Source organism: Rhodococcus sp. T7, from assembly GCF_009872365.1.
In the GTDB taxonomy this organism is placed as follows: domain Bacteria; phylum Actinomycetota; class Actinomycetes; order Mycobacteriales; family Mycobacteriaceae; genus Rhodococcus_F.
The window spans coordinates 172,825-181,286 of the sequence record NZ_WXYH01000333.1 but is presented as its reverse complement, the minus strand read 5'-3'; the positions used below and the strand labels follow the sequence as shown (position 1 = coordinate 181,286).

At 67.3% G+C, this 8,462-nt stretch carries 7 protein-coding genes and 2 pseudogenes; 5 read left to right on the top strand and 4 right to left on the bottom strand.

From position 1 onward, the window contains the following. The 3 genes and pseudogenes from MLGJGCBP_RS30150 to MLGJGCBP_RS30140 form a co-directional block, all read right to left on the bottom strand. Positions 1 to 251 (bottom strand): annotated as a pseudogene (locus MLGJGCBP_RS30150) (hypothetical protein); the annotation flags it as partial. A 4-nt stretch (positions 252 to 255) separates the two neighbouring features. Next, positions 256 to 888 carry an MBL fold metallo-hydrolase gene (locus MLGJGCBP_RS30145; protein ID WP_160100193.1) on the bottom strand — a complete coding sequence of 211 codons (633 nt, stop codon included), beginning with the start codon at positions 886 to 888 and terminating at the stop codon, positions 256 to 258. Then, positions 885 to 1,970, bottom strand: coding sequence for an S-(hydroxymethyl)mycothiol dehydrogenase (locus MLGJGCBP_RS30140; protein WP_087560399.1), 1,086 nt, complete (start codon positions 1,968 to 1,970; stop codon positions 885 to 887). The genes MLGJGCBP_RS30145 and MLGJGCBP_RS30140 overlap by 4 nt, the downstream gene beginning before the upstream one ends. A gap of 312 nt (positions 1,971 to 2,282) precedes the next feature. On the opposite strand from MLGJGCBP_RS30140, the gene MLGJGCBP_RS30135 reads away from it, so the two are divergent. The 5 genes and pseudogenes from MLGJGCBP_RS30135 (at position 2,283) to MLGJGCBP_RS30115 (ending at position 7,219) form a co-directional block, all read left to right on the top strand. Next, a complete protein-coding gene (locus tag MLGJGCBP_RS30135) occupies positions 2,283 to 3,779 on the top strand; it encodes an aromatic amino acid ammonia-lyase (protein ID WP_160100191.1) in 1,497 nt (498 codons plus the stop codon). Between the two features lie 66 nt (positions 3,780 to 3,845). Then, positions 3,846 to 4,907, top strand: coding sequence for an ABC transporter ATP-binding protein (locus tag MLGJGCBP_RS30130; RefSeq protein ID WP_160100189.1), 1,062 nt, complete (start codon positions 3,846 to 3,848; stop codon positions 4,905 to 4,907). Beyond that, positions 4,904 to 5,554: an ABC transporter permease gene (locus tag MLGJGCBP_RS30125; RefSeq protein WP_160100187.1), complete on the top strand. Its 651-nt coding sequence runs from the start codon at positions 4,904 to 4,906 to the stop codon at positions 5,552 to 5,554. The genes MLGJGCBP_RS30130 and MLGJGCBP_RS30125 overlap by 4 nt, the downstream gene beginning before the upstream one ends. Then, entirely contained in the window at positions 5,551 to 6,300 is a 750-nt protein-coding gene (locus MLGJGCBP_RS30120) for an ABC transporter permease (RefSeq protein WP_160100185.1), read from the top strand. Before MLGJGCBP_RS30125 ends, MLGJGCBP_RS30120 begins: the two co-directional genes overlap by 4 nt. A gap of 11 nt (positions 6,301 to 6,311) precedes the next feature. After that, positions 6,312 to 7,219: pseudogene (locus MLGJGCBP_RS30115) on the top strand (glycine betaine ABC transporter substrate-binding protein). 12 nt (positions 7,220 to 7,231) lie between these two features. On the opposite strand, the gene MLGJGCBP_RS30110 reads toward MLGJGCBP_RS30115, so the two are convergent. Beyond that, positions 7,232 to 8,371 carry a serine hydrolase domain-containing protein gene (locus MLGJGCBP_RS30110; RefSeq protein ID WP_160100183.1) on the bottom strand — a complete coding sequence of 380 codons (1,140 nt, stop codon included), beginning with the start codon at positions 8,369 to 8,371 and terminating at the stop codon, positions 7,232 to 7,234. Positions 8,372 to 8,462 lie beyond the last annotated feature (91 nt).

Genomic DNA, 8,462 nt, shown 5'->3' with positions numbered 1-8,462 from the left:
TTCGCGCCGTTCTCACAGAACTCCGCGTGCTTGCGGTGCCCGGGGGTTTCCGGCCACGCGCAGCCCGGGCAGTCGAAACCGTGGCGCTGATTCAGCTTCATCAGGGTCCGGGCCGTACGCACCGGACCCATCTGCTCCAGTCCGCGCTTGAGCGAGACCAACACCGCAGGAATACCTGCCGCATAGGACTTCTCGTGCGTAACGACGACGTCTTCCTCGTCGAAGGTGTACCTGTCGGTGATGTCGGTCATGGAATCAGTGTCCTCGGGCAATCCACTCGGCGAGATGCGGGGCCTCGGTACCGATCGTGGTGCCGTCCCCGTGCCCGGTGTGGACCACGGTCTGCTCGGGCAACGCGAACAACCGGTCCCGGATCGATCCGATGATCGTCGGGAAATCCGAGTACGACCGACCCGTGGCACCCGGGCCGCCGGAGAACAGGGTGTCCCCGGAGAACAACGCCCCCACCTCGGGCAGATACAGGCACACCGACCCCGGCGAATGCCCGGGTGCGTGGATCACCTGAATGTCGGTGCCGGCGATCGCGATCCGCTGCCCGTCCTCGAGGTTCCAGTACTTCTCGCCCGGGTGGCTCATCTTCCACAGCACGTCATCACCCGGGTGCAGCAGCACCGGGGCGTGCAACCGCTCCGCCAGTTCCGGGGCCACGGTCACGTGGTCGTTGTGCCCGTGCGTGCAGATCACCGCGTTCACGTGCCGGCCACCGACCGCGTCGATGATCGGCTGCGCGGCATGGGCGGCGTCGACGATCACCACGTCGGTGTCGTCCCCGACCAGCCAGATGTTGTTGTCGACGTTCCATTCGCCGCCGTCGAGGGCGAAGGTGCCCTCGGTGACGACCCGCTCGATCCGCAGTTTTCCGCTCACAGCACGACCACCGAACGCAGTACCTCACCGGCATGCATCCGGTGGAACGCCTGCTCCACCTCGTCGATCTTGATGCGCTCGGTGACGAACTTCTCCAGCGGCAACCGGCCCTGCTGGAACAGATCCACCAGCATCGGGAAGTCGCGCTCCGGCAGGCAGTCGCCGTACCAGGACGACTTCAACGAACCGCCGCGGGAGAAGAAGTCGATCAACGGCATCTCCAACGTCATATCCGGGGTCGGGACCCCCACCAAAACCACGGTGCCGGCCAGGTCGCGGGCGTAGAACGCCTGCTTCCACGTCTCCGGGCGACCGACCGCGTCGATCACCACGTCCGCACCGAACCCGCCGGTCAACTCCTGCACCGCCTCGACCGCGTCGACGTTGCCGCCGTTGATCGTGTGCGTCGCCCCCAGGTCCTTGGCCCATTCGAGCTTCTTGTCGTCCCGGTCGATCGCGATGATCTTGTTGGCGCCGGCCAGGCGGGCACCCATGATCGCGGCATCACCGACACCGCCGCAGCCGATGACGGCCACCGAGTCGCCGCGGCCCACGTTGCCGGTGTTCACGGCGGCACCGAGGCCGGCCATCACACCGCACCCCAGCAAACCGACGACCGCGGGGTCGGCGGACGGGTCCACCTTCGTGCACTGCCCCGCATGCACCAGGGTCTTGTCGGCGAACGCGCCGATCCCCAACGCCGGGGTCAATGCGGTGCCGTCCTCGAGGGTCATCTTCTGCGCCGCGTTGTGGGTGTCGAAGCAGTACTGCGGGCGACCGCGCTTACACGCCCGGCACTGCCCGCACACCGCACGCCAGTTCAGCACCACGAAATCGCCGACCGCCACCGACGTCACGCCCTCGCCGACACTCTCCACGATGCCGGACGCCTCGTGCCCGAGCAGGAACGGGAACTCGTCGTTGATCCCACCATCGCGATACGTCAGGTCCGTGTGGCACACACCGCACGCCGCGATATCCACCACCACCTCACCCGGACCCGGATCCGGAATATTCACGGTCGCGATCTCGACGGGGGCACCCTTGGAGCGGGCGATGACGCCTCGTACCTGCTGCGGCATTGGACTCATTCCTTCGGTCGATCAGTCAGTGCGGGATCGATGCATGGCTGTATATGCACCTCTCCCGAGACCCTACGTTCCGGAGGTTCACAGAGGGACTGATCGAAGTGAGAGGTCGACCTAGCCGGATTGCGAGCCCTCGGGGCGGGGTCGAAAACCGTCGAGCGCCGGAAACCGACGGTTGACAGGCTGCGGTATATACAGGACTATACATCTCGAACGAGTGAGGCAGACCACACTGAACGCAGACGCCGGACGACGTCCGCAACCGCCTCGTGAGTACCCGTACACCGCATCGATCACGGAGTTCCGATGACCCGGAAAGATCCCCGCCCGACCGAGGAACCGCACCCGCCCGTTCCGGTGCTGCTCGACGGCTCCCAGCTCACCGTCGATCAGCTGACGACTCTGGCCCGGGAGCCCGTCGTCGTCGCGCCCGACCCCGCCGCGCTCGACCACGCACACCGTTCCTGGGAGACCGCCGTGCGCATCGTCGCGCGTCAGCCGATCTACGGACGCAACACGGGTGTCGGCGGAAACAGGGACACCTCGGTCTCCGACGGGGTCGAACAGGACCTCCGCCTGCTCCGCAGCCACGCGACAGGTTCGGGTCCCTCGCTGCCGGACCACGTCGTCCGCGCCGCGATGATCATTCGCGTCAACCAGATCCTCAACGGCGGATCCGGTCTGCACCCCGACATCGTGACCGCGCTGATCGATGCCGTCGCCGCGGACGAACTGCCGGCCGTGCACGCTCGCGGGGCGATCGGCACCGGCGACCTCAGCGCGTTCTCCGAGATCGCGCTCGGGCTGATGGGCGAGACACCGCTGCGGGACAGCCGGGTCGTGCCCCGGTGGACGGCGCACCAGGGTGATGCGCTCCCCTTCATCTCGACGAACGCGATGACCGTCGCGCTCGCCGCCACGGCCACCGACAGCGTGGCGAACTGGCTGGAGCATTCGCTTATCGTCGGCGTGCTGTCGCTGCTGGCGACGCGCAGTTCCGTCGAGCCGTTCGCGGCACGGGTGCAGGCGGCCCGCAGGCACCTCGGCCAGGAGGAAGTGGCAGGCCGGGTCCGGGAACTGCTCGCCGACCACGACGTCCGGGCCGCCCGGGTACAGGACTCCTATGGGTTCCGCGCCCTCCCCCAGATCCTCGGCGCCACCTGGCAGGCGCTGCAACGACTGCGGGGAACCCTCGCGATCGAGATGAACTCGTCCTCCGAGAACCCCCTCATCTCCGTCGAGGACGACGCCGTGTTCCACAACGGGAACTTCCACGGAATGCCGATCGCCCTCGCCGTGGACGAGGCGAAACTCGCGCTGTCGAGCGCGGCGTTGCTGTCGCAGTGCAGGTTGGCCAACCTGTCGGATCCGGCGGTCACCGGTCTGCGGCCGTTCCTGGCCGACGGACCGGCAGGCAGCAGCGGCACCATGCTGCTGGAGTACACGACGTCCGCGGCCATCGCGGAGATCCGGATGGCCGCCGCACCGGGTTCTCTCGGGCACACGGTCATCTCCCGCGGCACCGAGGACCACGCGAGTTTCGCGTCCCAGGCCGCCACCCAGCTCACCGACATCCTCGCGCAGTCCCGCATCGTCCTTGCCTGCGAACTGATCTCGGCGGTGCGGGCACTCGGCCAGCAGCACCGCGACCTCGACACGGACACCGAACTCGGCGCCTACTTGCACCGTGCGCGCACGTGCCTGGACCCCCGGACGACCGACCGCCCCCTGAGCGACGACCTGAAAGCTGCGGTGAAGTTCCTGGAACAGTTGCCGAATCCGGAGAAAGACACAGCTCGGTAGAGCAGTCCCACCGACACCGAACTTCCGGGCGCCTCACCTCCCGGACTACACGAAAGTAGCACGCGGATGATCACATTCGACAAAGTCACCAAGGCGTACCCGGACGGCACGACCGCGGTGAACGAACTGGACCTCGAGTGCCCCAGCGGCAAGATCACGGCCCTCGTCGGTCCGTCGGGCTGCGGCAAGACGACCTCGCTGCGCATGATCAACAGGTTGATCGAACCGACCTCCGGAACCATCTCCCTCGACGGCGAATCCACCGCGGACATGGACCCGGCGCTGCTGCGCCGGCGGATCGGGTACGTCATCCAGCACGCCGGACTGTTCCCGCATCGCACCATCGTGGACAACGTCGCGACGATGCCGAAGCTGCTGGGGAAGACGAAGAAGGAGGCCCGGACCCGGGCCATGGAGCTGCTCGAGACGGTCGGTCTCGCCGCGCACTTCGCCGACCGGTACCCGTGGCAGCTCTCGGGTGGGCAGCAGCAGCGAGTCGGGGTCGCGCGCGCACTGGCCGCGGATCCAGCGTTCATGCTGATGGACGAGCCGTTCAGTGCCGTCGACCCGGTGGTCCGGAGCCAGCTCCAGGACGAATTCCTCCGGCTTCAGAAAGAAATCGGAAAGACGATCATCATCGTCACCCACGACATCGACGAAGCGCTCAAACTCGGCGACCAGGTGGTCGTGTTACGGACCGGCGGAGTCCTGGCGCAGGCGGCCACTCCCCTGGAGTTGCTGACCGAGCCCGCCGACGAGTTCGTCGCCGACTTCGTCGGACGCGACCGCGGCTACCGGTCGCTGGGATTCGCGAACCTCGACGGTCGCGTGGAGACGGTCGCCGAACCCGTTGCTCGTCTGGGTGATTCGGCGGGCGAGGCCCTCGCGCGGGCGTCCGACGACTGGCTTCTCGTCGTCGACCCGGCGAACAAGCCGATCGGGTGGGTTCAGCCGGCGAACGTCGTCGGCAGCATTCGCCCGGACGACGTGAATCTCAGCGGCACGGTCGCCGACGCACACGGGACGATGCGGGCGCTGCTCGACGGGGTGCTCGTGGGCACCGTGACGGCCCACGCGGCCGTGGCAGCGATCGAGTCGGCGGATCTCGCGGGGGCGGTGGCCCGATGAACTTCGAATGGCTGGGCCGCCAGTCCGACCGCATCGTCGAACTCGTCGGCTGGCACATCCTGCTCTCCCTCGTGCCGATCGTCATCGGCGTGGTCGTCGCGTTGCCCATCGGCTGGCTCGCGCACCGCAATCGCCGGATCAACCCGTACATGGTCGGGACCGCAGGCCTGCTCTACACGATCCCGTCGCTCGCCCTGTTCGTGCTGCTGCCACCGATCCTCGGGACGAAGATCCTCGATCCGATGAACATCATCGTCGCCCTGACGATCTACACCGTCGCCATGCTGGTTCGCGTCGTCGCCGACGCCCTCGACTCGGTGCCCCAGGAAACCGTGCTCGCCGCGACGGCGATGGGCTACCGGCCGTATCAGACGCTGCTCAAAGTTCAGCTCCCGGTGGGTGTTCCCGTCATCTGCGTGGGACTGCGGGTGGCCGTGGTGTCGAACGTCAGCCTGGTCTCGCTCGCCGCTCTGCTGGGGATCCCGCAGCTCGGTTCGCTGTTTACCCAGGGCTTCCAGTTGCGTTTCTACACACCCATCATCGCCGGTATCGCACTCAGTCTGCTGCTGGCACTGGTTCTCGACCTCCTCATCGTGCTCGCGAACCGGTTACTCACCCCGTGGACCCCGAAGGTGGTCACCTCATGATCGACTTCCTGCTGGACGGTGCTCATTGGACAGGGCCCGAAGGCATTCCGGCCCTGCTCCTCCAGCACCTGATGTACACGTTCCTCGCCCTGTTCGCCGCCGCCCTGATCGCCGTGCCCCTCGGCCTGTACATCGGGCACACCGGGCGCGGGTCCGTCGTCGTCGCCGGTCTGGCCAACTCGCTGCGCGCCCTCCCCACCATCGGGTTGCTGATCCTGCTGGTGCTCGTCATCGCGCCGTCGTTCTCGAGCAAGCTGGCCTACCTGATTCCGAGCCTGATCGTGCTGGTGCTGCTGGCCATTCCGCCGATCCTCACCAACACGTACGCGGGCATCCGCTCCGTCGACCCGGCCGCCGTGGACGCGGCACGGGGAATGGGGTTCCGGTCGATGCGCATCCTCACCGAGGTGGAGATGCCCTGCGCGCTGCCGTTGATGCTGTCGGGCATCCGGAGCGCCGTGCTGCAGATCGTCTCGACCGCGACCGTCGCCGCGTACATCTCGCTCGGCGGCCTGGGACGACTCCTCATCGACGGCAAGGCACAGAGTGACTACGCGCAGATGGCGGCGGGGGCGGTCCTCGTGTCACTCCTCGCGCTCGCCTTCGATCTCGCGATCGGGTTCCTCACGGTGCGGGTCGTCTCGCCCGGACTCACCCGGAGGGTGCGCAGCAGCAAGCGCTCCGAATCCGGAGACCCCGCGGTCGCGGCCCGTCCCACGTCCGTACCCGAGCCCTCGCTGATCTGAAGGACATCACCATGAAGAAGGCATTGATCGTCGCGCTGGCAGGCGCCACCCTGGTGTCGTTGACGGCCTGCGGGATCGGCAAGGACCCCTTGCGGCCGACGGCGGCGGGAGCAGCGACGGCGCCATCGTCGTCGGTTCCGCGGATTTCCCCGAAAGCCAGCTGATCGCCACCATCTACGCGGAGGCGTTGCGGGCGAACGGCATCGACGTGACGGAGAAGCTCAACATCGGGAGCCGGGAAGTGTACGTCCCGGTCATCCGGGACGGTTCCATCGACCTGCTGCCCGAATACTCGGGTGCGTTGCTCCAGTATCTGGACAGCGCCACCACCGCGACCGCGTCGGACGAGGTGACCGAGCAGATCAAGGCGAAGCTTCCCGCCGGGCTCATCGCGCTGGAACCGTCCCCCGCCGAGGACAAGGACGTTCTCGCGGTGCGGCAGGAGACCGCGGACGAGTACTCGCTCGAGACGATCGAGGACCTCGTGCCCCACGCCGGCGAACTGACCCTCGGCGGCCCGCCCGAATGGAAGACCCGCGAGAACGGCGTCGCCGGCCTGAAGGACAGGTACGGGTTGACGTTCAAGGAGTTCCTGGCGCTGGACGCGGGCGGCCCCCTCACGCTCAACGCCCTGCTCAGCGGTCAGATCGAGGTCGCGGACGTGTTCAGCACCGACCCGGCGATGCGTTCGGAGAACCTCGTGGCCCTCGAGGACACCAAACACCTGTTCCTGGCCGAGAACATCACCCCGATCATCAACGAGAACAAGGCCGGCGACAACGTCCGCGCCGTGCTGGCGGACGTGTCGGCGGCGTTGACGACCGAGGATCTCATCGCGATGAACGAGCGGGTGGCCGACCTCGAGGACATGGGCGACATCGCCCGGGAATGGTTGCAGGACAAGGGCCTGGCGTCCTGACCCTCCCCCGCGTCAGCCCAGTGCGTCGAACGTCGCCGTCGCGTACTGGGCGGTGCGGTCGGAGCCGAGCAGTCCCGGACCCATCTTGTTCATCACGTACGTCATGGTCATCCGGCGTTCGGTGTCGACGACGACCTGCGAACCGCCCCAGCCACCCCAGAAGCAGATCCGCCCTTCGGGGACGAACGGCACCGACACGGGCGTCGGCAATCCGTAGCCGATGCCGAACCGGATCGGCTGCCCCAGCGCCAGATCCACGCCGTTCGACTGCTCCTCGAAAACCAGGGAAATGGTGTCCGGCGACAGCAGGCGGACCCCGTCGAGTTCCCCGCCGCAGGCCACCACCGACTGGATCCGGGCGAGTGACCGGGCGTTGCCCTGACCGCCGGCCGCGCCGTTTTCCGCCCTGCGCCACGCGTCGGACCAGGACGCGGAGGCGTCCGGTCCGGGTCCGGTGAACGTCTTGACGATGACGCTGGCGGGGTCGAGGGACGCCAGGTCGATCGGCAACGGCGGCGGCGGGACCACGTTCGACACCCGGCTGAATTCCGACGGGTCCAGTCCGATGTGGAAGTCTGCACCCAGCGGTCCGGCGATCTCCTCGGCCACGAAACGCCCCAGGGTGCGGCCGTCGACCCGTCGAATGACCTCGCCGATCAGGTGGCCGTAGTTGAGTGCGTGATATCCGGACGCCGTGCCCAGGTCCCACCACGGAGCCTGGGCGGCAAGTCGTTTCGTCGACTCGGCGAGGTCGAACGTGTCCTCGACCGTGATCGGCTGATCCCACCCCGACACACCCGAGGTGTGCGAGAGGAGATGCCGGACCTCGACGCGCTCCTTGCCTGCGGCCGCGAACTCGGGCCAGTACTTCGCGACGGGCGCGTACACGTCCAGCAGACCGCGGTCGACGAGCATCAGCGCGGCGAGAGCGGTCACCGTCTTGGTGCACGACCACACGTTGGTGAGGGTGTCGCGCCCCCATTCGGTGGTGTGATCGGCATCGGACCATCCGCCCCAGATGTCGACCACCGGCTGTCCGTCGAGGGTCACGACGATCGACGCGCCGAGCTCCTCACCGGAGTCGAGATTGTCCTTCAGTGCGTCCTGCAACGCCGCGAAGCGCTGGTCGCACACTCCTCCGAGCTTGGTCACCTGCGGTTCCTCTCCACCGGCCGACACCATATTGATATTGACATCGGATTCAAATGAGGTTCCCAGTCTGATCCCGGGACGGTGTGATGTC

What these genes read in the sequence shown, in the direction of transcription:
- MLGJGCBP_RS30140 (WP_087560399.1), bottom strand. Translation starts at nt 1,970, where the DNA reads ATGCCGCAGCAGGTACGAGGCGTCATCGCCCGCTCCAAGGGTGCCCCC.
- MLGJGCBP_RS30135 (WP_160100191.1), top strand. Translation starts at nt 2,283, where the DNA reads ATGACCCGGAAAGATCCCCGCCCGACCGAGGAACCGCACCCGCCCGTT.
- MLGJGCBP_RS30130 (WP_160100189.1), top strand. Translation starts at nt 3,846, where the DNA reads ATGATCACATTCGACAAAGTCACCAAGGCGTACCCGGACGGCACGACC.
- MLGJGCBP_RS30125 (WP_160100187.1), top strand. Translation starts at nt 4,904, where the DNA reads ATGAACTTCGAATGGCTGGGCCGCCAGTCCGACCGCATCGTCGAACTC.
- MLGJGCBP_RS30120 (WP_160100185.1), top strand. Translation starts at nt 5,551, where the DNA reads ATGATCGACTTCCTGCTGGACGGTGCTCATTGGACAGGGCCCGAAGGC.